General features: G+C 73.7%; 20 protein-coding genes. 9 read left to right on the forward strand and 11 right to left on the reverse strand.

The features are described from left to right. Positions 1–62 precede the first annotated feature (62 nt). Entirely contained in the window at positions 63–1,964 is a 1,902-nt protein-coding gene (locus tag MICAU_RS10450; RefSeq protein ID WP_151011441.1) for a DUF6311 domain-containing protein, read from the forward strand. A gap of 4 nt (positions 1,965–1,968) precedes the next feature. On the opposite strand, the gene MICAU_RS10455 is transcribed toward MICAU_RS10450, so the two are convergent. Beyond that, positions 1,969–3,159, reverse strand: a complete 1,191-nt coding sequence (locus tag MICAU_RS10455; protein WP_013285269.1) for a glycosyltransferase family protein — start codon at positions 3,157–3,159, stop codon at positions 1,969–1,971. A 229-nt stretch (positions 3,160–3,388) separates the two neighbouring features. Here MICAU_RS10455 and MICAU_RS10460 point away from each other — a divergent pair, with 229 nt between their 5' ends. From MICAU_RS10460 to MICAU_RS10475, 4 genes are all read left to right on the forward strand, one after another. After that, positions 3,389–5,008: a glycosyltransferase family 4 protein gene (locus MICAU_RS10460; RefSeq protein WP_369752120.1), complete on the forward strand. Its 1,620-nt coding sequence runs from the start codon at positions 3,389–3,391 to the stop codon at positions 5,006–5,008. Continuing rightward, positions 5,005–6,573 (forward strand): glycosyltransferase family 2 protein, encoded by a 1,569-nt coding sequence (locus tag MICAU_RS10465; RefSeq protein WP_013285271.1) that lies wholly within the window; start codon positions 5,005–5,007, stop codon positions 6,571–6,573. Before MICAU_RS10460 ends, MICAU_RS10465 begins: the two co-directional genes overlap by 4 nt. Before the next feature lie 3 nt (positions 6,574–6,576). Further along, positions 6,577–7,860 carry a nucleotide sugar dehydrogenase gene (locus MICAU_RS10470; RefSeq protein WP_013285272.1) on the forward strand — a complete coding sequence of 428 codons (1,284 nt, stop codon included), beginning with the start codon at positions 6,577–6,579 and terminating at the stop codon, positions 7,858–7,860. Between the two features lie 201 nt (positions 7,861–8,061). Continuing rightward, positions 8,062–9,810: a CDP-glycerol glycerophosphotransferase family protein gene (locus tag MICAU_RS10475; RefSeq protein WP_013285273.1), complete on the forward strand. Its 1,749-nt coding sequence runs from the start codon at positions 8,062–8,064 to the stop codon at positions 9,808–9,810. A 58-nt stretch (positions 9,811–9,868) separates the two neighbouring features. On the opposite strand, the gene MICAU_RS10480 is transcribed toward MICAU_RS10475, so the two are convergent. Together MICAU_RS10480 and MICAU_RS10485 are read right to left on the reverse strand one after the other, a co-directional pair. Continuing rightward, positions 9,869–10,411, reverse strand: coding sequence for an acyltransferase (locus MICAU_RS10480; RefSeq protein ID WP_013285274.1), 543 nt, complete (start codon positions 10,409–10,411; stop codon positions 9,869–9,871). A 67-nt stretch (positions 10,412–10,478) separates the two neighbouring features. After that, on the reverse strand, positions 10,479–10,817 hold the full coding sequence (locus MICAU_RS10485; RefSeq protein WP_013285275.1) for a DUF952 domain-containing protein: 339 nt from the start codon (positions 10,815–10,817) through the stop codon (positions 10,479–10,481). 84 nt (positions 10,818–10,901) lie between these two features. Between MICAU_RS10485 and MICAU_RS10490 the strand changes: the two genes are divergently transcribed. Both MICAU_RS10490 and MICAU_RS10495 read left to right on the forward strand, forming a co-directional pair. Next, complete coding sequence (locus tag MICAU_RS10490) at positions 10,902–11,558, forward strand: response regulator transcription factor (RefSeq protein ID WP_013285276.1); 657 nt, start codon at positions 10,902–10,904, stop codon at positions 11,556–11,558. Between the two features lie 10 nt (positions 11,559–11,568). Beyond that, the gene (locus MICAU_RS10495; protein ID WP_013285277.1) at positions 11,569–12,957 is read left to right on the forward strand and encodes a sensor histidine kinase; all 1,389 of its coding nucleotides are present in this window, start codon (positions 11,569–11,571) and stop codon (positions 12,955–12,957) included. 6 nt (positions 12,958–12,963) lie between these two features. Here MICAU_RS10495 and MICAU_RS10500 read toward each other — a convergent pair whose 3' ends face one another. The 4 genes from MICAU_RS10500 to MICAU_RS10515 all read right to left on the reverse strand — a co-directional run bounded on the left by MICAU_RS10500 (position 12,964) and on the right by MICAU_RS10515 (position 17,180). After that, complete coding sequence (locus tag MICAU_RS10500) at positions 12,964–13,905, reverse strand: TAXI family TRAP transporter solute-binding subunit (protein ID WP_013474739.1); 942 nt, start codon at positions 13,903–13,905, stop codon at positions 12,964–12,966. 96 nt (positions 13,906–14,001) lie between these two features. Beyond that, entirely contained in the window at positions 14,002–14,649 is a 648-nt protein-coding gene (locus MICAU_RS10505; RefSeq protein ID WP_013285279.1) for a hypothetical protein, read from the reverse strand. A 106-nt stretch (positions 14,650–14,755) separates the two neighbouring features. After that, positions 14,756–15,559, reverse strand: a complete 804-nt coding sequence (gene yaaA, locus MICAU_RS10510; protein WP_013285280.1) for a peroxide stress protein YaaA — start codon at positions 15,557–15,559, stop codon at positions 14,756–14,758. Between the two features lie 16 nt (positions 15,560–15,575). Then, positions 15,576–17,180 carry a hypothetical protein gene (locus MICAU_RS10515; protein WP_013285281.1) on the reverse strand — a complete coding sequence of 535 codons (1,605 nt, stop codon included), beginning with the start codon at positions 17,178–17,180 and terminating at the stop codon, positions 15,576–15,578. Positions 17,181–17,262: 82 nt separating this feature from the next. On the opposite strand from MICAU_RS10515, the gene MICAU_RS10520 reads away from it, so the two are divergent. Beyond that, positions 17,263–18,339 (forward strand): App1 family protein phosphatidate phosphatase, encoded by a 1,077-nt coding sequence (locus MICAU_RS10520; RefSeq protein WP_013285282.1) that lies wholly within the window; start codon positions 17,263–17,265, stop codon positions 18,337–18,339. Positions 18,340–18,713: 374 nt separating this feature from the next. Here MICAU_RS10520 and glgB read toward each other — a convergent pair whose 3' ends face one another. From glgB to glgA, 4 genes are all read right to left on the reverse strand, one after another. Next, a complete protein-coding gene (gene glgB, locus MICAU_RS10525; RefSeq protein ID WP_013285283.1) occupies positions 18,714–20,816 on the reverse strand; it encodes a 1,4-alpha-glucan branching protein GlgB in 2,103 nt (700 codons plus the stop codon). Beyond that, complete coding sequence (locus tag MICAU_RS10530) at positions 20,804–22,924, reverse strand: alpha-1,4-glucan--maltose-1-phosphate maltosyltransferase (RefSeq protein ID WP_013285284.1); 2,121 nt, start codon at positions 22,922–22,924, stop codon at positions 20,804–20,806. The genes glgB and MICAU_RS10530 overlap by 13 nt, the downstream gene beginning before the upstream one ends. 299 nt (positions 22,925–23,223) lie before the next feature. After that, on the reverse strand, positions 23,224–23,952 hold the full coding sequence (locus MICAU_RS10535; RefSeq protein ID WP_013285285.1) for a class I SAM-dependent methyltransferase: 729 nt from the start codon (positions 23,950–23,952) through the stop codon (positions 23,224–23,226). A 90-nt stretch (positions 23,953–24,042) separates the two neighbouring features. Further along, a complete protein-coding gene (glgA, locus tag MICAU_RS10540) occupies positions 24,043–25,236 on the reverse strand; it encodes a glycogen synthase (RefSeq protein WP_013285286.1) in 1,194 nt (397 codons plus the stop codon). Positions 25,237–25,330: 94 nt separating this feature from the next. Here glgA and glgC point away from each other — a divergent pair, with 94 nt between their 5' ends. Beyond that, positions 25,331–26,563, forward strand: coding sequence for a glucose-1-phosphate adenylyltransferase (gene glgC / locus MICAU_RS10545; RefSeq protein ID WP_013285287.1), 1,233 nt, complete (start codon positions 25,331–25,333; stop codon positions 26,561–26,563). Positions 26,564–26,591: the final 28 nt, after the last annotated feature.

Here is a 26,591-nt window from a genome sequence, read left to right on the forward strand (position 1 = left end):
GCCGGACACGCCGTCTCGGCCGGTCCTCGACCGCGGCCTCCGCTTTCGTAGACTCCTACGCCATGACCGCGCCTGCGCCCGACACCCGCGACCGTGAGCCCGCCCCCACCGGCGGCGACGGGTCCGCGGCCGACGACTCGTCCGATCCGGGGTCGTCCACCCCGCGCCCGACGACGACCGCGGCCCCGGAGCAGCCGGAGCAGCCGGAGCCGGACACCGCGGCCGAAAAGCGGCGCGGCGGCCGGTGGCGGCGGGTCGACGCGCTGGTGGCCCTGGTCTACCTCGCCGGAGCGTTCTGGGTCACCGCCCGCGGCTGGCGCGACTACGACGGCCGGCTGCTCGGCAGCCGCCCGAACGACCAGGGCTTCAACGAGTGGATGCTGGCGTACGCGGCGCACGCGGTCACCAACCTGGAGAACCCGTTCTTCACCACGCTCCAGAACGCCCCGGCCGGCGTGAACCTGATGACGAACGTCGGGATGCAGCTGCCCGGCCTGGTGCTCACCCCGGTCACGCTGCTCTTCGGCGCGTCCTTCTCCTATCTGCTGTTCATCACGCTGAACCTGGCCGGCACCGGGTACGCCTGGTACCACGTGCTGTCCCGGCACGTGGTCGACTCCCGTGCGGCCGCGTTCGTCGGCGGACTGTTCTGCGCCTTCGCGCCGGCGCTGATCTCGCACAGCAACGGCCACCCGCACATCACCGCGCAGTGGCTGGTGCCGTTCATCGTCTGGCGGGTGATCGCGCTGTCCCGCGGCGAGCGGGTGATCCGCGACGGCCTGATCCTGGGCGGGCTGGTGGTGGCCCAGTTCTTCATCAGCCTGGAGATCCTCTTCCTGACCGCGCTCGGCTGCCTGATGCTGGTCCTGGCCTACCTCGTCTTCCGGCCCCGCGACGCGGTACGCCGGCTGCGCCCGCTGCTGTCCGGTCTGGCGATCACCGCCGTGCTCGTGTCCGCGGCGGCGGCGTACCCGCTGTGGATGCAGTTCGCCGGCCCGCAGCACCGGGTCGGCCACCCCGGCACCCCGGACATCTACGCCCTCAAGCTCGGCTCGTTCGTCGAGTTCGCCACCAAGTCGATCGCCGGTGGCCCGACCAGCGCGATCGGCTGGGCGCCGAACACCACCGAGCAGGCCAGCTTCTACGGCTGGTCCCTGGTGGTGCTCGCGGCCGGGGTGCTCTGGTGGCTGCGCCGGGAGACCACGGTCCGGGTCCTCGGGGCCGTCGGCCTGGTGTCGGCGCTGTTCTCCATCGGCACCACCTGGACCGTCGGCACCCGTCGCACCGACGTCCCCGCGCCGTTCGCCCTGGTGCAGAACCTGCCCGTGTTCGACTCCGTGGTGGTGTCCCGGTTCGCGCTGATCACCACGGTGGCGCTCGGTGTGCTGCTGGCGGTCGCCGGGGACCGGCTCGCCGCCCGCCGCACCGAACCGGCCGGCCGGCTGGCCGCCCGCGTCGGGGCCGTGGCGGTGGCCGCCGCGCTGCTGCCGATCCTGCCGATGCCGCTGGACGCGAAGGGCCGCACCCCGGTGCCGGACTTCGTCACCGCCGGCACCTGGCGCGACCACGTGGCGCCCGGCCGCACGCTCGTCCCGGTCCCGGTGAACGGCATGACGTCGCTGTACTGGAGTTCTGCCGCGGTGGCCGGCTTCGCCGTCCCCGAGGGCTACTTCCTCGCGCCGGTCTCCGCCACCGACAACACCGGCCGCTGGGGCGTCGACCCGCAGCCCACGGCGAAGCTGCTCACCGCCGTCTCGCTCGGCGAGCGGGACACCACGGTCGGCCAGGCCGACGTCGACCAGGCGCGCGCCGACGTCCGCTACTGGAAGGCCGACGCCGTGGTGCTGCCCGACCGCGGCGCCCGCCGCCACGACGACCTGAAGACCGTGCTGGACGCGCTCTACGGCCCGGGGGAGCGGGTCGAGGACGTCTGGGTGTGGGACGTCCGGCCGTTCACCCGCTGACCGGTCACGGCGACTTCGTCCAGATCAGCAGCAGATAGCCGCCGAAGTAGGCGGAGAGCGCCACGAGCGTGACCAGCACCGTGCCGGCCCGGGCCCATCCGGCCCGGGCCAGGCCCACGGCGGCCGGCAGCAGCAGCGGGAACGCCGGCAGCAGGAACCGCGCCTTGGAGTGGTAGTAACCGGCCGCGCCGAGCGTGGTGACGAGCATCAGGCCGCTGTAGAGCAGCAACTGCCACGGCTGCCGGTCGATCGCGCTCAACGCGAAGAACATGATCGACAGCAGCGCCACCACGGTGACCACCAGCAGCGGCAACGCGGCCACCTGCACCAGCGCCTGCTGGCCCCGGTCGACGGTGTAGACGCCGAAGTCGAAGGTGGTGCCCCACCCGGCGGACTGGATGTGGAACCAGCCGTCCGGCCGACCGGTCCGGGTGCCGACCCAGGCCAGGTAGCCCAGCCACCCGGCCGGGGCGAGCAGCAGCGCCGCCCAGGGCCGCCAGCCGTCGCGCCGCCTGACGACCGCCAGCAGCGCGGCCAGCCCCACCACCGGGATCAGCGACGAGGCGGTGGGCCGGGTCAGGCCGGCGAACAGGCACACCACACCGGCGGTCACCCAGTGCCGGCGCAGCAACGCGTACAGCGTCCACGCGGCCAGCGCGGTGAACAGGCTCTCGCTGTAGCCCATCGACTCCACGACGGCGTGCGGCACGGCGCCCCAGAGCGCGGCGAGCAGGATGCCGGTACGCCTGTCGTGCAGGTGCTTGCCGATGGCGTACAGGCCCCAGGCGGCGGCCAGCGCGGCCAGCCACGCCACGACCAGCGCCGACTCGCGCGGGCTGAACGGGGAGAGCCGCTCCAGGGCCGCGGTCAGACCCGGGTAGAGCGGGAAGAACGCCATGTTGCTCTGGGTCTTCTCGTACCCGTCGTAGCCGTGCTGGACGATCCCGAGGTACCAGTTGCCGTCGGCCCGGGTGAGCCGCTCGACCGGGGAGACGTCGATGTTGCGGGCCCACAGGTAGACGACGAGCACGCCGATCAGCCGGATCACCGCGTACAACGCCAGCGCGGGCGCCGCGTCCCGGGCGGCGTCGCGCAGCCGCCGGACGTAGCCGGGCCGGACGCGGTCGGCTGTGGCCGGGCCGGTCGGCGGGGCTGGTGCGGGCCGGCTGGGTTCCTCGGTGGTCACCACGTCCATTGTGCGGTCCCGTTCGCGCTGAGCTGCGATTGTCCGGAGGCCCGCGTGGCGCGGCCGGCGACCCGGCGAACGACCCGGAGCGGGCGCCGGTCGTTGAACAGGATGGAGGGTAGCAACCGTCACACCAGGTCGTGGGGCACCGGCGGCGGCGGGCGTTCGAGCCCGATCCGCTGTCGTAGACTCGCTCGGGTCCGCGGGCGCGGTGCTGGCGACGACGAAACGGGCAGGAATGGGATCTGACGGCACGACCGCAGCGGCGGGCACCCGGGGACGGGTCGTGATGCTGGTGGACAACGGGGTCATCGGTGACTCCCGGGTGCAGAAGGCGGCCCGCTCCGCCGCCGACGCCGGCTGGGACGTCGTGCTGCTCGGCCGCGCGCCGGTCGGCAGCCCGCAGAGCTGGCGCCTCGGCGCCGCCGAGGTACGCCTCGTGCCGATGCCCGAGCCGCTGGCCCGCCGCCGGCACGAGTTCCGCCGGGCCTGGCTGCGGCATCCGCTCGCCTATCCGCCCAGCGGCATCGCGGCGCAGCGTACCCAGGCGGTGAAGGCCTGGCGCGCGGACCTGGCGGTCCGCCGGGCGGCACTCACCGTCGCTGCCCGCGAGTCCGGCGCGGGCCGGCCGGGCGGGCTGCCCTGGGCCGCCCTGCGCGCCGAGGAGAAGCTGTCCGGCCTGACCCGCAAGTGGGTCGGTTTCCGCAACCGTCAGCTCACCCGGGCCCGCAAGGGCCGCAAGCTGGACGGCCCCTGGGACCGCGCGTACACGCTGTTCTGGCGCAAGCTGCGCGGCGACGGCGCGTGGCGGCGCCTGGAACCGGGCCTGTGGGACTACGAGCTGGCCTACGGCCCGGTGGTCGACGAGCTGGCCCCGGACCTGATCCACGCCAACGACTTCCGGATGCTCGGCGTCGGCGCCCGCGCGAAGGTCCGGGCCGCCGCGAAGGGCCGCCGGATCGCGCTGCTCTGGGACGCCCACGAATATCTGCCCGGCGTGCAGCCGTGGCGCGACAACGCCCGCTGGCTTCCCGGCAACGTGGCGCACGAGCGGGAGTACGTGCCGTACGCCGACGCCACCATGACCGTCTCCGGTGGTCTGGCCGACCTGCTGCGCACCGAGCACGGGCTGGCCGAACGGCCGGCGGTCGTGCTCAACGCACCCGCGGTGGACGAGTTGCCCGCGGATCCGGCCGGGCCGGCGCCGGACATCCGCGCCCGCTGCGGGCTCGGGCCGGACGAGCCGCTGCTGGTCTACAGCGGGGTGGCCGCCGCCAAGCGCGGCCTCGGCGTGATGGTCGAGGCGCTGCCCCGGCTGCCCGGTGCGCACGTCGCGTTCGTGGTCAACAAGCCCGACTCGGCGTACGTCAGGGGCCTGGTCACCCGGGCCGGTGAGCTGGACGTGGCGGACCGGGTGCACGTGCTGCCGTACGTGCCGCACCACCAGGTGGTCCGGTATCTCGGCGGCGCGCAGGTCGGCGTCATCCCGATCCAGCACTGGCCGAACCACGAGATCGCGCTGATCACCAAGTTCTTCGAGTATTCACACGCCCGCCTGCCACTGGTCGTCTCCGACGTGCGCACCATGGCCGAGACTGTCCGGGAGACCGGTCAGGGTGAGGTGTTCCGCGCCGAGGACGTGGCCGACTTCGTCCGCGCGGTCACCGCGGTGCTCGCCGACCCGCAGCGGTACCGCGCCGCGTACGACCGGCCGGGCCTGCTGGCCGGCTGGACCTGGGAGGCGCAGGCGCGGGTTCTCGACGAGGTCTACTCCCGGCTGCTGCCCGACGCGCCGCCCCGGCCGACGCCGCCGGCGCACGCCCCGGTGGAGCCGGCACAGGTGGAGGTGGGCGCGTGAACGGGCCGGACGTGACGGTGGTGGTCGCCGTCTACAACACCATGCCGTACCTGACCGCCTGCCTCGACTCGCTCGTCGGGCAGAGCATCGGCCGGGACCGGCTGGAGGTCGTCGCCGTCGACGACGGCTCCACCGACGGCAGCGGCGCGGAACTGGACCGCTACGCCGAGCGGTACCCGGGCACGGTCCGGGTGCTGCACCAGGCCAACTCCGGCGGCCCGGCGGCGCCGAGCAACCTGGCGCTCGACCACGCCCGCGGCCGGTACGTCTTCTTCATCGGCTCGGACGACCACCTCGGCCCGGAGGCGCTGGAGCGCCTCGTCGACGCCGCCGACCGGTGGGACTCCGACGTGGTGCTCGGCCGGATGGTCGGCACCAACAAGCGCTACGTGCACCAGGCCGTCTACGCCACCACCCGGGAGCGGCTCGACCTGTTCGACAGCGACCTGCCCTGGTCGTTGTCGAACACCAAGCTGTTCCGCCGGGACCTGATCGAGCGGCACGGCCTGCGGTTCCGTACGGACATGCGGATGGGCAGCGACCAGCCGTTCACGCTGGAGGCGTGCGTCCGGGCGAAGAAGGTGTCGGTCCTCGGCGACTACGAGTTCTACTACGCGGTCAAGCGGGACAACGCCCAGAACATCACGTACGCCAGCCGGTTCGAGGAGCGGCTGCGCTGCGCCGAGGAACTCGTCGGGTTCGTCGCCGGCCTGATCGAGCCCGGCCCGCGGCGGGACGCGGTGCTGGTGCGCCACTTCACCTGGGAGGTGGCGAAGCTGCTCCGCGCGGAGTTCCTCGCCCTCGCCCCGGACGTGCAGCGGCACGTCCACGACCGGATCCGCAAGCTCGCCGAGGCGTACCTGACCGACGGGGTGACCGCCCGGATGGCGCCCGAGGAGCGGCTGCGGGTGGCGGTGGCGCGCGACGGCGACCTGGACGCGCTGTGCACGCTCATCGGCCAGCAGTCCGACCGGTCACTGCCCGAGGTGGTCGTCGACGGCGACCGCTGGTACGCCGACCACGTCGGCTTCCGCGATCCGGCGTTCGGCTACCCGGACGACTGGTACGACGTCACCGAGCGGGCCGCCGCGATACTGGCCAAGCTGACCGCGACCGGGCTGGCCTGGGGACGCGACGCCGCCGGGGCGCGGGCCCTGGTGGTCACCGCCCGCAGCCGCCGGGCCGAGCTGGCCGAGCTGAGCGCGGAGGCGCTGCGGGTCAGTGTGGGCGATCTGACGGGTGTCACGTCGGCCGAGTCCTCCGGCAGCGGTACCGTCGTACGAACGGACTTCGCGGTGGACCGGTTGCTGGCGGTCGTCGCGGGGACAGGCGAGCGTCGTATCGTACGCGCCGAGGTCTCCGCCCTGGGCGGGACGGGCTCGGCGCCGTTGCGCACCGACCGCCCCGTCGCCGCACCCCGGCTGGTGGCCCGGCGCGGTGTCCGCTGGCACCTCGTCACACCCACCACGAACCACAAGGGCCAGGTGATCGTCGCGATCACGCCGGTGACCCCCGGTCGGTTCCTTGCCCGCCTGCGCCGAATCTGGCCCTCTGGAGGAAAGTAGTTCATGAACATCTGCGTCGTCGCGCTCGGCAAGATCGGTCTGCCGCTGGCCGTGCAGTTCGCGTCCAAGGGGCACCGGGTGATCGGCGCCGACGTCTCCGAGCGGGTCGTCCAGCTGGTCAACGACGGTGCCGTGCCCTTCCCGGGTGAGGCCGACCTGGACGTCAAGCTCAAGGAGACGGTGGCCGCCGGCCTGCTGTCGGCCACCACCGACACCGCCGCCGCGGTCGCCGAGTCGGAGGCGGTCGTCGTGGTCGTGCCGCTGTTCGTGGACGCCGAGGGCGTGCCGGACTTCGGCTGGATGGACGACGCCACCCGGGCCATCGCCCGTGGGTTGAAGCCGGGCACGCTGGTCAGCTACGAGACCACGCTGCCGGTCGGCACCACCCGTAACCGGTGGGCGTCGATGCTCGCCGAGGGCTCCGGCCTGACCGCCGGCACCGACTTCCACCTGGTGTTCAGCCCCGAGCGGGTGCTCACCGGGCGGGTCTTCGCCGACCTGCGCCGCTACCCGAAGCTGGTCGGCGGCATCGACGAGGCGTCGGCCGCGCACGGCGTGCGGTTCTACGAGGCGGTGCTCGACTTCGACGAGCGCCCCGACCTGGACCGCCCGAACGGCGTCTGGGACCTCGGCTCCGCCGAGGCGTCCGAGCTGGCCAAGCTCGCCGAGACGACCTACCGGGACGTGAACATCGGCCTGGCGAACCAGTTCGCCCGCTTCGCCGACACCGTCGGCGTGGACGTCACCAAGGTCATCGAGGCGTGCAACACGCAGCCGTACAGCCACATCCACTCGCCGGGCATCGCGGTCGGCGGCCACTGCATCCCGATCTACCCGCGGATGTACCTGTGGAACGACCCGGCCGCCACCGTGGTCCGCTCGGCCCGCGAGGCCAACGCGGCCATGCCGGAGTACGCGGTCGACCTGCTCGCCGCCGCGTACGGCGATCTGACCGGCGTGGGCGTGCTGGTGCTGGGCGCCGCCTACCGGGGCGGCGTCAAGGAGACCGCGTTCTCCGGCGTCTTCCCGACCGTGGACGCGCTGCGCCGGCGGGGTGCGGTGCCGTACGTCTCGGACCCGATGTACACGAACGAGGAGCTGGTCGCGCACGGCCTGCCCGGGTACGACGGCGAGCCGGTCGGCGCCGCGGTGATCCAGGCCGACCACGCCGAGTACCGCACCCTCGCCCCGGCCGACCTGCCGGGCGTGACGGTGCTGGTCGACGGCCGCCGGGTCACCGACCCGGCGCGCTGGACCGGCGTGCGCCGGGTGGTCATCGGGGGCTGACCCCACCGACTCCGCGGGCCCCGGCCGTCTCGAACGGCCGGGGCCCGTCGCGTGCCGCCGCCGGGATGAGCCGGGATCACGCCGTGTGGAGTTCACCTGCCGGACACCCCGGCAATACTTGTGTCATGTGATCCGTTTAGGGTCGCAGCCGTCGGAAATCGACCCGCACCGACATCGGTGGGGCAGACAGGGAGCGTGTCGTTGTTCAGCAGAGTACGCAGCCAGCAGGGTCTCGCCGCGGTCGGCGCGACGCTCCTCGGCTACGCGGTCATGGTCCTCGCCGGAGTCCTCGGCCTGGTGGTCCCGTACGCGGTGGCCGCGGTGGTCGCCGTCGCCGGTGAGCTGGCCCTGGCCGGGCGGCACACCGAGACCGCCACGCTGCTCGACAAGGCCGGTCTGGGCGAGACATTCCGGCGGCTGGTGCGGGACCTGTCGGTGGTCCTGCTCGTGGTCGCCGCGGTGCGTCCCGGCGTGGCCGGCACCGTCGCCGTCCTGCTGCTGCCCGCCGCGCTGTGGACCGTGGCCGTCGCCACCAACGCGGTGACCAAGGTGATCGACGGCCGGGTCGACCCACCGGCGTACACCCGCAACATCGACCTCGGCGCGCTGCGGCGGGTTCCGGTGCCGCCGGCCTGGGCGCGGCTGCTGGCCGGGCTGCGCATGCCGCTGCTGAACGTGCTGCTGGTGCCCGCGGCAGTGGTGGCCGCCGCACTCGACCGGGTCGCCCCGGTGGTGCTCACCGCCCTGGTCACGCTCGCCGCCGGCCTGGTCACCGCCGCGGTGCTGGCGCTCACCGCGCTGCGCGGCCGGGGCAAGGCCCCGGGTGTGCTGCCCGCCGTGCACGACTGGATGGCCCGGGAACGGCCCGAGGTGGCGCTCTACTTCGCCGGCCCGGCCAAGGACGTCTACCAGGCCAACATGTGGCTCGCGCCGGTGGAGGCGACCGGCCGTCGCGCCGTCGTGCTGCTGCGCGCCGCGGACGCGTTCGAGCAGCTCGCCGACACCCGGCTGCCGGTGATCTGCGTGCCGGCCGGCGTCGACTTCATGAACCTGGACCTGGGCTCGCTGCGCGTGGCGCTGTACGCCGCGAACGTCGGCGCCAACATCCACCTGCTGCGGGAGCCGGGCGTGAAGCACGTCTTCGTCGGCCACGGCGACAGCGACAAGCAGGCGAGCGTCAACCCGTACAGCAAGGTGTACGACGAGGTCTGGGTGGCCGGGCCGGCCGGGCGGGAACGGTACGCCCGGGCCGACGTCGGCGTGCTGGACCGCGACATCGTGGAGGTCGGCCGCCCGCAGCTCGCCGGGGTGCACACGTTCGGCTCGGGCGCCGCCGACCACCGCTTCACGGTGCTGTACGCGCCGACCTGGGAGGGCTGGCTCGACGACGACCCGTACCACACGTCGCTCGTGCTGATGGGTGAGCGGATCGTGTCCGGCCTGCTCGCAGCCGGGGACGTGCGGGTGATCTACAAGCCGCACCCGCTGACCGGGACGCGCTCGCCGAAGGCCCGCGCCGTGCACGAGCGGATCGTGTCCCGGATCAAGGCCGCCGGCGGCGAGACCGATCCGTCCTCGCTGGACGGCACCGCGCACCTGGTGGTCACCGGCCGCACGCCGGGGCTGTTCGACTGCTTCAACGTCACCGACCTGCTGGTCAGCGACGTGTCCAGCGTGGTCTCCGACTTCGTGCAGAGCGAGCGCCCGTACGTGGTGGCGAATCCGGCCGGCCTGCCCGAGGACGAGTTCCGGCGGCAGTTCCCGACCGCTCGGGCGGCGTACCTGCTCTCGGCGGACTGCGGCGAGCTGACGAAGATCCTCGACGTGACCCGGGCCGGGGACGACCCGATGACCGGGGCGCGGCGGGAGCTGAAGGAGTACCTGCTCGGCCCGGCCGGGTCGAATCCGATGGACCGGTTCCGGGACGAGATCGGCCGGCTCTGCGGCTGAGGCGTACCGACGGAGCAGGGGCGACGACCGCGCCGGTCGTCGCCCCTGTCTCGTCCGGTCAGCCCTGGTGCGGCGGGTTGTCGACGTCGCGGGAGATGACCTCGCCCTTGGCGTCGACCCAGCCCTTCGGGCGGGCCGGGTTGCCGGCCACCAGCTGGTACGGCTTGACGTCGCGGGTCACCACCGAGCCGGCGGCGATCATCGCGTACTCGCCGACCTCGATGCCGCACACGAGCGTGGCGTTCGCGCCGATCGACGCGCCCCGGCGGACGAGCGTCGGGGTGATCGTCCAGTCCGGATTCTGGGCGCGCGGACGGAAGTCGTTGGTGAACACCGCACACGGGCCCACGAACACCTCGTCCTCGATGGTCACGCCCTGGTAGACAGAGACGTTGTTCTGGATCTTCACCAGGTCGCCGACGGTGACGCCCGCGTCGACGTAGACGTTGCGGCCGATCACGCAGCCGGCGCCGACCTGGGCGCTGGACCGGATGTGCGCCAGGTGCCAGACCTTGGTGCCGTCGCCGACCTGGGCGCCGGACTCCACGTCGGCCGTCGGGTGGACGAAGACGGAGGCGGACCGGTCGTTGCTGTCAGTCATCTCAACTCGCATCACATGCCAGGGCGCGTCGCGCCGTCGGGCGGGCTCGACGCAGCATAACGAGCGCTCACCCGAGCAGTTCGGCCACCGCGTCGGCGGCGGGCCGGTCGGCCGGCAGGGGGTGCGCGGCGACCACCGCGTCCACCGGCAACGCCCCGTACAGGTGCGGGAACAGCGCGCCGCCGCGGGACTCCTCCCAGCGCAGCGCGTCGCCGAGCCGGGACTCGTCCACCGCGAGCACGGTCAGGCCGGTGACCCCGGCGAAGTACCTCCGCGCGGTCTCCACCACCTGGTCGGCGGCGGACAGGTGGACGTAGCCGTCCTGCCGGTCCATCGCGGTGCCGGCGAACCGCCCGTCCGCCCGCGCCCGCGTCCACTCGTCGTCGGTGAGAATCTTGTAGATCACGGCAGCAGCCTAGAGCGGCCTCGCGTCCCGGCGGCGCGTCTGCCACCATTCGCAGGGCAACACGTCGAGTCGAGGGAGGAACGGGTGCGGATCCTCCTGGTCGAGGACGACCGCCGGGTCGCCGCGGCGCTGTCGTCCGCGCTGACCCGGCGCGGCTACCAGGTGGAACACGCCGCGACGGTGGCCGCCGCGCTCTCCGCCGCCCCCTGCGACCTGGTGCTGCTCGACCTGGGGCTGCCCGACGGCGACGGCACCGACCTGTGCCGCGAGCTGCGGCGGCGCAGCAGCCGGCTCGGCATCATCGCGGTGACCGCGCGCGGTGAGGAACGCGACCGGGTGCTGGGGCTGCGGCTGGGCGCCGACGACTACGTGGTGAAGCCGTTCTCGATGGTGGAGCTGCAGGCGCGGATCGAGGCGGTGCTGCGCCGGGCCGCGCACACCGCGCCGCAGCGCAACCTGATCGAGGCCGGTACGGTCCGCATCGACGTGGGCGGCCGGACGGTGACGGTGGCTGGCCGGGACGTCTCGCTCACCCGCAAGGAGTTCGACATCCTGCTGTCCCTGGCCCGCCAGCCCGGGGTGGCGGTGCCGCGCGAGCGGATCCTGCTCGACGTGTGGGGCACCACCTGGGCCGACCGGCACACCGTGGAGGTGCACGTCGGGTCGCTGCGCGGCAAGCTCGGCGACCCGACGCTGGTGGAGACCGTACGCGGGGTCGGCTACCGGCTCCGCGAGGCGTGAGGGCCGGTTCGTGCGCCGCCGGCTGGTGATCAGCTACCTGCTGCTGATGGTGCTGGTCCTGATCGCCCTGGAGACGCCGCTGGCGGCCACGCTCGCGACCCGGGAGACCGACCGGGTCCGCGCCGACCGTCTCGCCGACGCCACCCGTTTCGCCTCGCTGGCCGGACCGGCGTTGCGGGGCGGCAGCCCCGGCCCGCTGGACGGGGAACTGGCCGCCTACGACGCGCTCTACGGCATCGGCGCGGCCGTGGTGGACCGGGACCGCCGTACCGTGGTGGCCTCGTCCGGGTGGGAGCCGGGCGCGGGCACCCGCGCGGCGCTCGACACCGCCCTGTCCGGGCAGCAGTTCAGCGGCCCGGAGTCGGTCTGGCCCTGGGTCGGCGGGCCGGTGGTGACGGCCGTGCCGATCAACGACGGCGGCGAGGTGCTCGGCGCCGTGGTCACGACCAGCCCGGCGGACGGCGTGCGCCGCACCGTCACCGTGTGGTGGCTGCTGCTCGCGGGCATCGGCCTGCTGGCGGTGCTGGCCTGCGTCTCGACCGCGTTCGGGCTGGCCGGCTGGGTGCTGCGCCCGGTCACCGAGCTGGACGCGGTGACCCACGAGATCGCCGAGGGCCGCCGCGCCGCGCGGGTCCGCGCCGGACTCGGGCCGCCCGAACTGCGCCGGCTGGCGACCAGCTTCAACGACATGGCCGACGCGGTCTCCGACGTGATGGACCGGCAACGCGCCTTCGTCGCGCACGCCAGCCACCAGCTCCGCAACCCGCTCACCGCGCTGCGGCTGCGGGTGGAGGAACTGGGCCCCAGCCTCACCGACGCGGACGGGCGCGCCGAGCACCGGCTGGCGCTGGAGGAGACCGACCGGCTCGCGACGGTGCTCGACGCGCTGCTCACGCTGGCCCGCGCCGAGCGGGAGGAGAACGAGCGGGTGACTGTGGACGCCACCGCCACCGCCGCCTCCCGGGTGGCCGCCTGGCTGCCGCTGGCCCGGCACCGCGAGGTCACGCTCCGCCTCGACGCCGAGGACGCGCCGGCGTACGCCCGGACCGTGCCGACCGCCATCGACCAGGCGCTGGACGCCCTGATCGACAACGCGGTGAAGTTCAGCGGCACCGGGGGAGAAGTGACGGTGACCGTACGGGCCGCCGACGACGGGACGGTGCTGACCGTCGGCGACACCGGCCCGGGCATGACCACCAGTCAGCTCGACCAGGCCACCGAGCGGTTCTGGCGGGCGCCGGACGCGCAGAACGTGGACGGCGTGGGCCTCGGGCTGACCATCGCGGCGGTGCTCGTGGACGCCTCCGACGGCCGGCTCACCATGCGCCAGGGCGAGCCCCGGGGCCTGGTCGCCGAGCTGTGGTTCCCGGCGCCCGCCGACGCGCCGGTCCGGTGCTGACCCGCGTCAGGGCTTCGCGGCGCGATACCACTGCGCCGCGCCCGGATGCAGCGGCAGCGGGGTGGTGACGATCGCCGACCGGGGACTCATCCGTCCCGCCGCCGGGTGCGCGGCGGCCAGCTCCTCCCGGCGGTCCATCAGCAGCCGGGTCACCTCCCGCACCAGCGCGGCGGGCAGGTCGGCGCGGACGATCAGGTAGTTCGGGTTCGCCACCGTGCTGACCGGGGCGGCCCGGTACACCGAGCGCGGCACGTCCCGGGTCACGTAGACCTGCCCGTACGCCCGGCGCAGCGGCTCGGTCCAGTCGCCCAGGTCCACGATCCGCAGCGAGGTCCGCTGGGCCAGGTCGGCGACGCCGCGCACGGGTAGCCCGCCGGAGAAGAAGAACGCGTCGATCCGCCCCTCGCGCAGGGCCGCCACCGAGTCGTCCAGCCCCAGGTGTTCCTGGCGTACCCGGTCGCCACCGAGCTGGGCCACCGCCAGCAGACGGGTGGCGGTGATCTCCGTGCCGGAGCCGTCGGCGCCCACCGACACCCGCCGGCCGCGCAGGTCGCCGAGCGTGCGGATCGGCCCGCCGGCGCGGGTCACCAGGTGCAGCAGGTCGTCGTAGACCCGGGCCACCGCGAGCACCGACGGATGCTCGGGCTCGCGCGGCGGCAGCACGTCGGCCTGGGTGAAGCCCAGCTCGGCCTCCCCGGCGCCGACCAGCCGGACGTTCTGCGCCGAGGCGGCGGTGACCACCACCTCGGCCCGTACGCCGGGCAGCTCCCGGTTGAGCAGCGCCGCGAGCGACTGGCCGAAGGCGTGGTAGACGGCGGTGGGGCTGCCGGTGGCGATGCGGATGCGGGTCGGCTCGGACGGCTCGTCCCGGCACCCGGTGAGCCCGGCGACGAGCAGGAGCACCAGCGCGAGCGGGGCGGCGGCGCGCACAGGCCAGTGTCGGCTCACGGGCTGCACTCTGCGCCGTGCACCCGCCGTGGCGCAAGCCCACGCGGCGCACGCACCACCGCAGGCCCGGCGTGCGGCAGCCCCGGTCCGGGCCGGTCAGCTCGCCGGGGCCAGCTCCGCGCTCTCGGTGATCCGCTCCCGGTGCTCGCCGTTGGGCACCACCACGAGGAAACAGCCCGAGCCGGGCCGCAGCGCCGCCGGCACGTCCAGCAGCGCCGCGCCGCGTACCAGCACCGCCGCCAGGTCCCGGTCGGCGAGCCGGATGCCGAGGCAGTGCCGGCGGACGTGCCGGCCGCCCGCGAGCAGCGCCGCCCGCCAGGCCGCCGCGGCCAGCCGGGGCCGCCACAGCCGCCGCGGCGCCGAGGCGCCCGGGAACGGCCCGCCGAGCAGCTCCCGGCGGCCCTGCCGCCAGCCCGTGGTCAGCAGATTCGCGTACGCCGCCCGGTGCTGCGGCGGCACCGACAGCCGGTGCAGCTCGTAGCGGCGGCGCAGGCCACCGGTGGTCAGCTCGTGCTCGACCGGCACGTCGAGGCGTCCCAGCAGCTGCCGCATCCGTTGCGCCGCGTCCTCGCGGTTGAACTCGGCGATGCCGCCGCGGTGCGGTCCGCTGTCGAGGCGGCGTACGTCGGCGGCCGGCGGCGGCGTGCAGCGCACCATGCAGGCGACCTCGAAGGCGTCGGTCAGGGTCAGCCAGTCCAGCGGCGGCGGCGACGGGCGCGGGCGGTCGAGCAGCGTGGTGAGCATCGGCGCGGCTCCTCGGTCGTCGGGGTACCTCTACCGTCGCTGCCGAGCGCCGGACCGGGAACCGCTGCGCCCGAGCCTTGAGCAAAATTTGCGGGAAGCCCGCGGCTCAGAGCTCGGTGACCACCAGGTCGACCTGCCGGGGCCGCCCGGCCGCCCGGGGCGCCTCCTCGACCGTGTATTTCAGCTCCCGCAGCGCCCCCACCAGCGCGTCGGCGGTACGCGGCCGGGCGTCGGCGAGCAGCAGATCCCGCACCAGCCGGCCCTTCGTGGCCTTGTTGAAGTGGCTCACCACCGACCGGGCCGGCGTGCCGTCCACGATCCGTTCGTGCAGCACCCGTACCGTCACCGTGCGTTCGGCGAGCGCGCCGCGCGGCGTCCAGGTGGCCGCGTACGCGCCGGAGCGCAGGTCCAGCACCGGGCCGCGCCCGGCGGCGGGTTCCAGTACCGGGCCGAGCGCCGCCCGCCAGTACGCCGACAGCGCGCCGAGCCCCGGCAGCCGCGCCCCGATCGGGCAGCGGTACGGCGGAATCCGGTCGGCGAAGCGTACCGCGCCCCACAGGCCGGAGCTGATCAGCACCTGGCGGCGGGCCGCCCGCTGCGCGTCGGGGGGCAGCGTGTCCAGGCCGAGCGCCTCGTAGAGCACGCCGGTGTAGAGGCGTCCGGCCGGGGCGGTCGCTGCCTCCCGCAGCCGGGCGTTGCGCCGCAGCTCGCCGCGCTGCCCCTCGGTGAGGCCCAGCGCGGTCCGGGCCGCCGTCTCGTCCGGCCCGGCGCACAGGTCGACGAGCGCGGTCAGGACCGCCTCCCGGGCCGGGTTCAGCTCGGTCAGGGACAGCCGGGACAGGTCCAGCCGGCGGCCGGTGCCGGCCTCGGCCTTTCCCTCCGACGGGGGCAGCAGGATGAGCACCGGCACAGCGTACGGGCCGGGGTCAGCGCCACGGCCGCACGGCACGGTCGGGGTGGTACACGCGACTGCCGCCCACCTCGGCCACCACCGCCGCGTCGGCGCGGTCGCCCAGCAGCCGCCGCAGTGTGCGCTCGGCCGGGGAGCCGACCGCCACCACGTACCCGGGCCGTTCCGCGCGCGCCACCCGCTGCCAGTACGCCGGATAGCGGTTCTGCCCGGGCGTCAGCGCCCCGTCGAGCACGCCGCAGGCAACGGTCTCTCCGGTGTTGAAGATCAGCCGGTTGCAGGTCCAGTAGTCCCCGTACACCTCGTGCAACCCGGCGTCCCGCACCGTGTCGGCGAGGCGGCGGGCGGTGCGTTCCTCGTCCCGTACGCCCGGCACGCCGGCCAGGAACGCCACGGTCCCGGCAACGGTGGCGGCGGTCAGCCCGGCCAGTACCACCGCCGCCGCGGTGCCGCCGAGCCGGGCCGTCCACCCGGTGGTGGCCCGCAGGGCGTGCGCGGCGGCCAGCCAGAGCGGCCACAGCACGGCCGGCAGCGAGATCTGGAGCACCGACAGGTAGCGGGCGTTGCCGAGCGGGTCGGTCGCGGCGAGCGGGCTGCGCACGTACGCCAGAAGTGTCAGCACCGCGCCCGCGACCAGGGCGAGGATCGCCACGGCCCGGACCCGCGCGGCGTGGTCGGCGGCCCGGCGGTACGCGATCAGCCCGAGCGCGGCGGCGGCCACCAGCAGCACCGGGTAGAGCACGCCGAACCACTGCGCCCAGCGCGCGCAGCCGTCCATCGGGCACAGGCCCGACGCCAGTGGCACCCCCTCCAGCAGCCCGCCGCGCAGCCGCTCGGCCAGCGACGGCGCGACGCCCTCCTTGGTGCTGATCTCGTGGAACACCGACAGCGAGTCCTGCCCGGGCGGCGCGACGAGGTTGTCCTTGACCACCGGGGCGATCCCGGCCAGGAAGCCCGCGACCAGCAGCACGCCCGGCCAGCCGATCAGATCCCGGGGCACCGCCACCGCGAGCACCACCGCCGCGACCAGCAGGTACGGCGCGATCAGCCAGTCCGACCACAGCGCCAGCCCGGCGAGCAGCCCGAACGCGCCGGTGGCCAGCCAGTGGTGCCGGATCCGCCGGCCGCCGAGGGCCACCGCGATCAGCAGCATCGCCAGCACCGCCGGCTTCACCTCCGGGCGGCCGCCGACCACTGTGAGCTGGTCGCGGACCACGCGCTCCGAGCCGAGCGCCAGCAGGCCCACCACGGCGACCGCGAGCCAGGGGGAGAACAGGCGACGGGTCAGCCGGTACGCCAGCCACAGGAAGATCGCGAAGAGCGCGAGCAGCGGCAGCCGCAGCACCGGCCAGCTCGGCCCGGCCCAGCCGACGAGCGGCGCGGCCAGGTACGACTCCAGCACGCCCATGTAGCGCTGGCCGTAGAGGAAGACCGGCCGCTCACCACCGGCGGCGATGTGCAGCGCGGCCAGGCCGAACGTGGCCTCGTCGCTGTTCGACGCGGGCACCGTGAGCAGCGTCAGCACCAGCCGGTAGCCGACCCCCGCGGCGCCGAGCAGCAGCGCCACCAGCGCCGGCGCGTCCGGACGCGGTCGTACCGGGTTCCGCTTCGTCGTCGACACGACCAACGCCCCCGTCGTCGTCCCGACCGCAGTCTGTCACGGCGGCGCCCGGCGCCGGGGCGGATCGGCGTGGATCACTCGCGTGGCCCGGCCGGTCCGGTTGTGGCACTGTTGCCGTGTGCCGCCCACACCACCGGACCAGCTGGCCGTCCCGCAACTGCACCGCGCCGCGCGCTTCGAGGACGCCGTGCACGGCCTGGTGGAGCGCCGGTTGCGGCGCACCGGGTGGCAGCCCAACATCATCGCGTACGCGGGCTACGGCGCCCCGGGCTGGGCGCGCGTGCTCTGCCGGGTGCTGCTGGGCCGCCCGGACACGCGGCGGCGGGGCCGGCTGGACAAGGTGCGGGGCTGGCGCAGCTTCGCCACGCTGCCCGCCAAGCACATCACGGTGACCATCGAGGCCGACGGCGTGCGCCAGGAGGTGACCGCCGACCGCAGTGGCTTCGTCGACACCGTGATCGAGGCCGACTTCACCCCCGGCTGGGGCTGCGTACGCCTCAGCGTCGCCGACGCCGAACCGGTGGAGGCGCTGGTACGCATCCTCGACCCGGCCGTCCGCTTCGGCATCCTCTCCGACATCGACGACACCGTCATGGTGACCGCGCTGCCCCGGCCGCTGCTGGCCGCGTGGAACACGTTCGTGCTCGACGAGCACGCCCGCACCGCCGTGCCGGGCATGGCCGTGCTGTACGAGCGGCTGGCCACCGCCCACCCGGGCGCGCCGGTCTTCTACCTGTCCACCGGCGCGTGGAACGTCGCGCCGACGCTCACCCGGTTCCTGTCCCGGCACCTCTACCCGGCCGGGCCGCTGCTGCTCACCGACTGGGGACCGACCGCCGACAGGTGGTTCCGCAGCGGCCGGGAGCACAAGCGGGCCACGCTGGCCCGGCTGTCCCGGGAGTTCCCCGAGGTGCGATGGCTGCTGATCGGCGACGACGGGCAGCACGACCCGGAGATCTACCGGGAGTTCGCCGCCGCGCACCCGGACAACGTCGCGGGGGTGGCGATCCGGCGGCTGTCCCCGACCCAGTCGGTGCTGGCCGGTAGCCTCCCGGCGCCCGCAGGGCGGTCGTCGTCGGGCCCGATCGGTCAGAAGTGGCTGAGCGCCCCCGACGGTGCCGGCCTCTGGAAGCTCCTCCGCGAAGCCGACCTGGTCTGACTCCTGCGGCCACCCGGCGACGGGCGGTCACGCGCCGACAGCCTGGGTGTGGAGAGCGACCGCCAGATCGCGGTCATTCCGACGCCGAGATATCACAGCGCGTAGTGCTGACCGGGAAGCGACTCCCTGATACGGATATGACTCAGAGGCATATTTATGCCTCTGAGTCATAACGGCTCAAGACGAAACCTCCAGACGGCGGCTCGGCCCGGTTGGCCGCCTTCCCCGTGACCCGTGCGTCCCCTTGGCCCGCCGGCCGGGGTTTGGCCGCCGTCCGGGGTTGGCCGCCGTCCGGGGGGGGGGGGGGGGGGGTTGGCCGCCGTCCGGGGTGGCCTGCCGCCGCCGTGGGCCGCCCGGCCGGCTGGGCTGTGCCGTCAGGCCGGGCGGAGCCAGAGGACGCCCAGCGGCGGCACGCGCAGGGAGACCGACGCGGGCAGGCCGTGCCACGGGACGTTCTCGGCGTGCACCTCGCCCAGGTTGCCCACCCCCGACCCGCCGTAGTGGTGGGCGTCGGTGTTCAGCGCCTCGGTCCACGTCCCGCCGGCCGGCAGGCCGATCCGGTAGTCCTCCAGCGGCAGCGCGGAGAAGTTCGCCACGCACACGAGCGTCTGCCCGTCCGGGGCGATCCGGATGAACGACACCGCGTTGTTGGCCACGTCGTCCCCGGCGATCCAGCGGAAGCCGGCCGGGTCGGTGTCCTGCGCCCAGAGCGCCGGGCTCTCCCGGTAGACCCGGTTCAGGTCGGCCACCAGCCGCTGCACGCCCGCGCGGGCCGGATCGTGGGTCAGGTACCAGTCGAGGCCGCGCTCCTCGCTCCACTCCCTGTCGTCGGCCAGCTCGCAGCCCATGAACAGCAGTTGCTTGCCCGGGTGCGCCCACATGTACGCCAGCAGCGCCCGCACCGTGGCCAGCCGCTGCCAGGTGTCGCCGGGCATCTTGCCGGCGAGCGAGCCCTTGCCGTGCACCACCTCGTCGTGGCTGATCGGCAGCACGTAGTTCTCGCTCCACGCGTACGCCAGCGAGAACGTGAGCTGATGGTGGTGGTGCTGCCGGTAGACCGGGTCCTTCGAGGTGTAGAGCAGGGTGTCGTGCATCCAGCCCATGTTCCACTTGAACCCGAACCCGAGCCCGCCCTCCGAGGTGGGCCGGGTGACGCCGGGCCAGGCGGTGGACTCCTCGGCGATCATCAGTACGCCCGGGTGGTGCCGGTAGACGGTGGCGTTGACCTCCTGGAGGAACGCGATGGCCTCCAGGTTCTCCCGGCCGCCGTGCACGTTCGGCGCCCACTGCCCGTCCTGCCGGGAATAGTCCAGGTAGAGCATCGAGGCGACCGCGTCCACCCGCAGTCCGTCGATGTGGAACTCGTCGAGCCAGTACAGCGCGTTGGCGACGAGGAAGTTGCGCACCTCGTTGCGGCCGAAGTCGAAGACGTACGTGCCCCAGTCGGGGTGCTCGCCGCGACGCGGGTCGGGGTGCTCGTACAGCGGGGTGCCGTCGAAACGGGCGAGCGCCCACTCGTCCTTCGGGAAGTGCGCCGGCACCCAGTCCAGGAGCACGCCGATGCCGGCGGCGTGCAGCCGGTCCACCAGGTGACGGAAGTCGTCCGGGTCGCCGAACCGGGCCGTCGGCGCGTAGTAGCCGGTGACCTGGTAGCCCCACGAGCCGCCGAACGGGTGCTCCATCACCGGCAGGAACTCCACGTGGGTGAAGCCCATCTCCAGCACGTACGCGGTGAGCTGCTCGGCCAGCTCCCGGTAGCCGAGGCCGGGCCGCCAGGAGCCCAGGTGCACCTCGTACACGCTCATCGGCTCCTGGTGCGGCGCCTGCCGGGACCGGCGCGCGAGCCAGTCCGCGTCGCCCCACTCGTACCGTGACTCGTGCACCACCGACGCGGTGGCCGGCGGCACCTCGGTGCGCGCGGCCATCGGGTCGGCCTTGTCCCGCCACCGGCCGTCCGCGCCGAGGACGCGGTACTTGTAGCGGCTGCCCACCGGCATGCCCGGCACGAAGATCTCCCACACGCCGCTGGAGCCGAGCGAGCGCATCGGCCACCCGTCGTCCGGCGCCCAGCCGGTGACGTCGCCGATCAGCCGCACGGCCCGCGCGTTCGGCGCCCAGACGGTGAACGCGACGCCCTCGTCGAACACCCGGGCGCCGAGAGCCGCCCAGAGCCGCTCGTGCCGCCCCTCGCCGATCAGGTGCAGGTCGAGGTCGCCGAGCGTGGGCGGATAACGGTACGGGTCGTCGTGCGTCGTGCCGTCCACCTCGACCCGGTAGTCGAGCACCTCGCCGGGGAGGACCGCCTCGAAGACACCGGCGTCGTGCACCCGCTTCATCGGGTGCCGCTCGCCGTCGGCGAGCACCGCCACCTCGCCCGCGCCCCGGCGCAGCGTCCGGATCGTGGTGCTCCCGTCGGCCGGGTGCGCGCCGAGCACGGCGTGCGGGTCGTGTACCTCGCCGGCGATCAGCTGGTCCATCGGGCGTCGTCCTTGTCGGCCGGTGCGGTCGGGGCGGTGCCGCCGGAGAGGTCGGCGGGCACGTCTTCCACTGTCAGGTCGGGCGCGGTCGGCTGCTCCGGCTCGGCGGCGGTCGGCGCGGCCGGCTGCGGGGGCTCGGGTGCGGCCGGGCGGCGCACTGTGAGCACGTGCGCCGGTTGCAGGTACGGGTCGAGGCGCACCGCGTTGCGCTGCCCCCAGTCGTACTCGGCGCCGGTCAGCTCGTCGCGCACGGTGAACCGCTCGTGCCAGTCCAGGCCGAGCGCCGGCATGTCGAGCGTGGTGTTGCCCCACTGCACCTCGCGTGAGTCGAACGAGCAGACCACGATCACCGTGTTGCCGGTTTCCGGGTCGTGCTTCGACCAGCACAGCAGCGCCGGGTTGTCGATGTCGTGGAACCGCAGGTTGCGCAGCCGGTGCAGGGCGGGGTTGTCCCGGCGTACCCGGTTCAGCGTGGTGACGAACGGCGCCAGCGACCGGCCCTGCGCCAGCGCGGCGTCCCAGTCCCGGGGCCGCAGCTCGTACTTCTCGTTGTCCAGGTACTCCTCGGCACCGGGGCGCGCGACGTGCTCGAACAGCTCGAACCCCGCGTACATGCCCCACGAGGGGGACAGCAGCGCCGCCAGCACCGCCCGGATCTTGAACATCGGCGGGCCGCCGTGCTGCAACGACGAGTGCAGGATGTCAGGCGTGTTGGGCCAGAAGTTCGGCCGCATCCAGTCGACCGAGGCGACCAGCTCCTCGCAGTACTCCCGCATCTCGGCCGCCGTCGTGCGCCAGGTGAAATAGGTGTACGACTGGGTGAAGCCGATCTTGCCGAGCCCGTGCATGATCGCCGGCCGGGTGAACGCCTCGGCCAGGAACAGCACGTCCGGGTCGACCTTCTTGACCTCGGCGATCAGCCAGTGCCAGAAGTCGAACGGCTTGGTGTGCGGGTTGTCGACCCGGAAGATCCGGATGCCCTCGCCGACCCAGTGCAGCACCACCCGCAGCACCTCGGCCCGGATGCCCTCCGGGTCGTTGTCGAAGTTCAGCGGATAGATGTCCTGGTACTTCTTCGGCGGGTTCTCCGCGTACGCGATGCTGCCGTCGGCCCGGGTGGTGAACCACTCCGGGTGCTCGGTGACCCACGGGTGATCCGGCGCGCACTGCAACGCCAGGTCCATCGCCACCTCCAGCCCCTGCTCGGCGGCGGCCGCGACGAAGTCGCGGAAGTCCTCAGGCGTACCCAGATCGGGGTGGATGGCGTCGTGGCCGCCCTCGGCCGCGCCGATCGCCCACGGCGAGCCCACGTCGTCCGGCCCGGCGGTGAGCGCGTTGTTGCGGCCCTTGCGGTTGACCCGGCCGATCGGGTGGATCGGCGGCAGGTAGAGCACGTCGAAACCCATCGCCGCGACACCCGGCAGTCGCTCCATAGCGGTGGCGAACGTGCCGGAACGCGCGGGCGCGTCGACTGTGGCCGGGACCGCGCCCTCGGAGCGGGGGAAGAACTCGTACCAGGCGGAGAAGATCGCCCGCGGCCGGTCCACCCACAGCGTGCGCTCCTCGCCGGTGGTGACCAGCTCGCGCACCGGGTGTTCCCACAGCAGGTCGGCCAGGTCCAGCGCCGCGCTCACCCGCCGCGGCAGGTCCAGGTCGTCGTCGGCCAGCGCCCGCACGGCTTCGCGTACGCGATCACGGTCGGCCCTCGGCACCAGGTCGAGCGCGGCGGTGAGCACCCGTACGCCCTCGGCCAGGTCGTTCGCCAGCTCGGCCGCGCCCTGGCCGGCGGCGAGCTTCTTCGTGACCGCGTTCTGCCACGTGAGGTACGGGTCTCCGAACGCCTCCACGGCGAAGCGCCACAGGCCCACTGCGTCCGGGCGGATGGTGGCGTGCCATCGGTCCTGGCCGGGTTCACCCGGGCGCATCCGGGTGAACGGGCGGGCCGCGCCGTCCGGGCCGAGCCAGACCACGTTGCACCCGAGCGCGTCGTGGCCCTCGCGGTAGGCCCGCGCCGACACCGGTACGACCTCGCCGACCACAGCCTTGGCCGGGTAGCGACCGCAGGAGACGACGGGGGAGACGTCTTCGATCGGGAACCGTCCAGTCACCCGCTCAACCTACTGCGCGAGATCCTCTCGCGCTCGGCGACTTCACCTCAGCCCTCAACCCGCTCACGAGGGCGTCGAGTCCGTGCCGGTGAGGCACCCGTGCCGTTCCACCGAACGAGCGTGGGCTGCGGTGAGTGGAACGCTATGGGTGTCAAAAGGGCGCTGAGGCACCCATGGCGTTCCACCGAACGGGTGGCGGACTTCCGGCGGCCGGCCCCGGTGCCACGAACGGCCTCTTCCCGCGCCTCGGGCACAGGGTCGGCGGGCTCCGGGCGCTCTGGCCCGTCCGACAGCGACGTTCAGGTCGACCGCTGGGCGACGAAGACGAACTCCCGGCCGGGGCGGTCGGGCGCGTCCCGCACGTCGAGCACCCGGTAGCCGGCGGCCGCCAGGCTCGCCTCGACCTCGTCCCGGTCGCGGAACCGCAGCGTCGAGTCCGACGTGACGACGGCGCCGTCGGCCGGGAACCGGTACGTGAACCGGAAGGTCACGAACGGCAGGTCCACAGCGGTGACCTCGAGACGTCGTTCCACCGGCCCGACGCCCGGCACGTCCCGGGTCACCGGCGCGGTGTCCGCCGCCCACTCCTCCCACGCGCGGCGCTCGGGACGGCGGGTCTCGAACACGAGGTGCCCGCCCGGCCGCAGCGCGCCGTGCACGCCCCGCAGCGTTCGCGCCCAGTCGTCGTCGGTGCGGAAGACCTGAGCCACGTTGCCGGTCATCACGGCCAGGTCGGCGCGCAGCGGTGGCAGCGTCGTGGCGTCGCCGTGCACCCAGCGCACGCGGCCTTCGCGGTCCTTCGACCGGGCGACGGCGAGGGACGCCCCGGCCGGGTCGACCCCCACGACGGTACGGCCGTGCGGGGCGAGCAGCAGGGCCAGGTTCCCGGTGCCGCAGCCGAGGTCGAGCACCACGCGCGCGTCCAGCTCGTCGGCGATCGCGAGGTACGCGTCCAGGTCGTCCCGGTCGCCGTCGAACGCGTCGTAGACCGGCGCGAGCCGAGGATGGGCGAAGATCGCATCCGGCATCCGGGGACTGTATCCGCCGCCGACCGCGACCGGGCGGGCTGTTAAGAAGGGGCCCTTCCTCTACCGGAGGCGTTAACAAGGTGCCCTTCCTTACACGCCCACCGAGCGGTACACCTCGATCGTCTGGCGGGCGATCGCGTCCCAGGAGAAGTGCTCCACCGCCCGTCGCCGCCCCGCCGCCCCGAACGCCGCGATCCGCTCCGGGTCTCCCAGCAGCTCGTTCATGCGCGCGGCCAGGTCGGCCACGAAGCGCTCCGGGTCCAGCGGGGTGCCGGAGCCGTCGCCGGCCTGCTCGATCGGCACCAGCAGCCCGGTCTCGCCGTCGGCCACCACCTCGGGGATGCCGCCGGTGGCGGTCGCCACCACGGCGGTCTCGCAGGCCATCGCCTCCAGGTTGACGATGCCCATCGGCTCGTAGACGGACGGGCAGGCGAAGACCGTGGCGTGGGTGAGCACCTGGATCACCTCGTGCTTGGGCAGCATCGCCGCCACCCAGATCACCCCGGACCGGGTGGCCCGCAGCTCCGCCACGAGACCCTCCACCTCGGCGGCGATCTCCGGGGTGTCCGGCGCGCCGGCGAGCAGCACCAGCTGGGTGTCGGCGGGCAGCTCCCGGGCCGCGCGCAGCAGGTACGGCAGGCCCTTCTGCCGGGTGATCCGCCCGACGTAGACCACGCTGGGCCGGACCGGGTCGATGCCGAGCCGATCGAGCACGTCGGTGCCCGGGTCCGGGGCGTACTGCGCGGTGTCGATGCCGTTGTAGACCACGCGTACCCGGTCGGGGTTCACCGCCGGGTACGCGGTGAGCACGTCGCGGCGCATGCCCGCGCTCACCGCGATGATCGCGTCGGCCGCCTCGAACGCGGTCCGCTCGCACCAGGAGGAGAGCGCGTACCCGCCGCCGAGCTGCTCGGCCTTCCACGGGCGCAGCGGCTCCAGGCTGTGCGCGGTCACCACGTGCGGCACCCCGTGCAGCAGCTTCGCGGTGTGCCCGGCCAGGTTGGCGTACCAGGTGTGGCTGTGCACCACGTCGGTGCCGGCCGTCCCGGCGGCCATCTCCAGGTCGACGCCCATGACGCGCAGCGCGGCGTTCGCGCCGGCGAGCGCGGCCGGTTCGGCGTACGCGGTGACACCCTGCTCGTCGCGGGGCGCGCCGAAGCAGTGCACCCGCACGTCGGCGAGCCGGCGCAGCTCACGGGCGAGGTATTCCACGTGCACCCCGGCGCCGCCGTAGACCTCCGGCGGGTACTCGCGGGTGAGCAGGTCGACGCGCATCGGTGCCATGCCCGCACCCTAGTGCAGAGCCGGGTGTCCCACGCGGTGCGCAAGTGTGGGCGTCCGAGTGGTGAAGTCGGTTCCGGGTCGTTAGCGTCTGAGCATGGCTGCCAAGGTGCTCGCGATCGTCCTGGCCGGCGGGGAGGGCAAGCGCCTGATGCCCCTGACCACCGACCGGGCGAAGCCCGCCGTCCCCTTCGGCGGGATGTACCGCATGGTCGACTTCGTCCTGTCCAACCTGGCGAACGCCGGCTTCCTCAAGATCGTCGTGCTGACCCAGTACAAGTCCCACTCGCTGGACCGCCACATCACCAAGACCTGGCGGATGTCGACGCTGCTCGGCAACTACGTCACGCCGGTACCCGCGCAGCAGCGCCGCGGCCCGTGGTGGTTCGCCGGCTCGGCCGACGCGATCTACCAGAGCTTCAACCTGATCAACGACGAGCAGCCCGACTACGTGATCGTCTTCGGTGCCGACCACATCTACCGGATGGACCCCCGGCAGATGGTCGACGACCACATCGCCTCCGGCGCCGGGGTCACGGTGGCCGGCATCCGGCAGCCGCTGTCGACGGCCGACCAGTTCGGCGTGATCGAGGTCGGCGAGGACGGCAAGCGCATCCGCGCGTTCCGGGAGAAGCCCACCGACGCAGTAGGGCTGCCCGACGCGCCGGACGAGATCTACGCCTCGATGGGCAACTACGTGTTCACCACCAAGGCGCTGTGCGAGGCGGTGGAGCGCGATGCGGCGGACAAGACCAGCAAGCACGACATGGGCGGCAGCATCATCCCGATGCTCGTCGAGCGCGGCGAGGCAAACGTCTACGACTTCAAGGACAACGAGGTGCCCGGCAGCACCGACCGCGACCGCGGCTACTGGCGGGACGTGGGGACGCTCGACTCGTTCTACGACGCGCACATGGACCTGATCAACGTGCACCCGGTGTTCAACCTCTACAACTTCGACTGGCCCATCTACACCGAGCAGCCGCCGTACCCGCCGGCCAAGTTCGTGCACGCCTGGGGCGAGCGCGTGGGCCGCGCGGTCAGCTCGATGGTGTCGCCCGGCTCGGTGATCTCCGGCTCGCTGGTGGAGAACTCGATCGTGGCGCCGAAGGTGAAGGTCCACTCGTGGGCGCACGTCGACGGTGCCGTGCTGATGGAGGGTGTCCAGATCGGCCGCCACGCGGTCGTCCGGCGCGCGATCCTGGACAAGAACGTCCACGTCCCGGAGGGCGCCGAGATCGGCGTCGACCTGGAGAAGGACCGCCAGCGCTACACCGTGTCCGACAACGGCATCGTCGTCATCGGCAAGGGCCAGCGCGTCGAGCCCTGAGCATTCCCGCCGCATCCCCGAGGAGGAT

Origin of the sequence: Micromonospora aurantiaca ATCC 27029 (genome assembly GCF_000145235.1) — a bacterium.
In the GTDB taxonomy this organism is placed as follows: Bacteria; Actinomycetota; Actinomycetes; order Mycobacteriales; family Micromonosporaceae; genus Micromonospora; species Micromonospora aurantiaca.

What these genes read in the sequence shown, in the direction of transcription:
- MICAU_RS10450 (WP_151011441.1), top strand. Translation starts at nt 63, where the DNA reads ATGACCGCGCCTGCGCCCGACACCCGCGACCGTGAGCCCGCCCCCACC.
- MICAU_RS10455 (WP_013285269.1), bottom strand. Translation starts at nt 3,159, where the DNA reads ATGGACGTGGTGACCACCGAGGAACCCAGCCGGCCCGCACCAGCCCCG.
- MICAU_RS10460 (WP_369752120.1), top strand. Translation starts at nt 3,389, where the DNA reads ATGGGATCTGACGGCACGACCGCAGCGGCGGGCACCCGGGGACGGGTC.
- MICAU_RS10470 (WP_013285272.1), top strand. Translation starts at nt 6,577, where the DNA reads ATGAACATCTGCGTCGTCGCGCTCGGCAAGATCGGTCTGCCGCTGGCC.
- MICAU_RS10480 (WP_013285274.1), bottom strand. Translation starts at nt 10,411, where the DNA reads ATGACTGACAGCAACGACCGGTCCGCCTCCGTCTTCGTCCACCCGACG.
- MICAU_RS10505 (WP_013285279.1), bottom strand. Translation starts at nt 14,649, where the DNA reads ATGCTCACCACGCTGCTCGACCGCCCGCGCCCGTCGCCGCCGCCGCTG.
- glgB (WP_013285283.1), bottom strand. Translation starts at nt 20,816, where the DNA reads ATGGACCAGCTGATCGCCGGCGAGGTACACGACCCGCACGCCGTGCTC.
- MICAU_RS10535 (WP_013285285.1), bottom strand. Translation starts at nt 23,952, where the DNA reads ATGCCGGATGCGATCTTCGCCCATCCTCGGCTCGCGCCGGTCTACGAC.
- glgA (WP_013285286.1), bottom strand. Translation starts at nt 25,236, where the DNA reads ATGGCACCGATGCGCGTCGACCTGCTCACCCGCGAGTACCCGCCGGAG.
- glgC (WP_013285287.1), top strand. Translation starts at nt 25,331, where the DNA reads ATGGCTGCCAAGGTGCTCGCGATCGTCCTGGCCGGCGGGGAGGGCAAG.